This is a genomic window from Kocuria sp. 2SI, assembly GCF_005502825.1.
Lineage (GTDB): Bacteria > Actinomycetota > Actinomycetes > Actinomycetales > Micrococcaceae > Kocuria > Kocuria palustris.
Genome location: NZ_SCNB01000054.1, coordinates 1 through 1,314, shown reverse-complemented (window position 1 = coordinate 1,314; position 1,314 = coordinate 1). Strand labels below are relative to the sequence as shown.

Here is a 1,314-nt window from a genome sequence, read left to right as displayed (position 1 = left end):
CGTCGCCCGCGGCTTCCGTAACTTCGACAACTACCGGTTACGGGCCCTGCTCGCCGCAGGCGGTCATCGCCCCTGGCGGAAGACCGCTACCCACACTCAGCTGTGAAGGCCCTTGAATCCGCCGATCCTCAAAGCCGCCTCAGCTTTTTTCGCCGCGGAACTCGACCGCCCCACGACGAGATGATCCGGTTCATCGACATGAACCGCGACGATTTCGGGGTCGAGGCCATCTGCCGCGTGATGCGCGAAACAGAATGTGGGTTCATCACCTCCCGGGCCTACCGGGCTGCGAAGACTCGACCGGCCTCAGCTCGTGCTCTGCGTGATCAATCATTGATCCCGGAAATACAGCGCGTCCATGCGCAGAACTATGGTGTCTACGGGGCGCGGAAGATGTGGCATGCGATGCGCCGAGCAGGCTGGGACCTGGGCCGCGATCAGGTCGCTCGTTTGATGCGTAGCGCCGGGTTGCACGGGGTCCGCCGGGGCCGCAAGCCCAACACCACCCGTCCAGCCCAGGCAGATGATCATCGCCCGGACCTGGTCCAGCGCGACTTCACGGCCGCGGCTCCGCATGAGCTCTGGGTCGCCGACATCACTTATGTGCGTCTTGTGTCGGGATTCTGCTATGTCGCATTCATCACGGATGTCTGCACCCGCAAGATCGTCGGCTGGTCGGTTGCTTCAACGCTGCACACAGATCGCCTGCCGCTTCTGGCTCTGGAACAGGCATTGTTGACGACTGGTGCCCGTCGGGATTCTTCTGGCTTGACGCATCACTCGGATCGAGGGTCTCAATATGTGTCGCTGGCCTACTCGGATGCGCTGATTGCTGCAGGTGTGACTGCTTCGGTCGGTACGGTCGGGGATTCTTATGACAATGCCCTGGCAGAAACGGTCAATGGTCTCTATAAGACCGAGATCATCTACTCCAAGCGCGTCTGGCCCTCGGCTACTGCGGTGGAGATCGCGACGTTGGACTGGGTCCATTGGTGGAACACGGCTCGGCTCCACGAACGACTGGGGTACCGGACCCCGGTCGAGGTCGAGGCTGCTTACACTGACCTCGAGGTGACCGCGCCCGCGGTGCCCTGACCTCGGAACGAAACCCAGGGCGCTTCAGTCAGTGCCCCTGAATGTTGACTCAATGGGGCGCGCCTGCCTCTGGGCGACGGGGACCCAGGAGTGGGCCCGGATCCGTGGGGCTTAACCCCTGATCTTGGACACGCGGAATCCAGCACGATGCTGGGGAAGCGAGAATCCAAGGATGGCAAGGAAGAACTACACCGACGAGTTCCGTCGCCGGGCGGTGGA

The 1,314-nt window shown here is 62.4% G+C and carries 1 pseudogene and 1 other annotated feature; the pseudogene reads left to right on the top strand.

From position 1 onward, the window contains the following. Positions 1-141: 141 nt before the first annotated feature. Positions 142-238 (top strand) — a sequence feature (AL1L pseudoknot). Further along, positions 142-1,095, top strand: a pseudogene (locus FFS25_RS13290) (IS3 family transposase); the annotation flags it as partial. (Overlaps the previous feature by 97 nt.) Between the last annotated feature and the right edge of the window lie 219 nt (positions 1,096-1,314).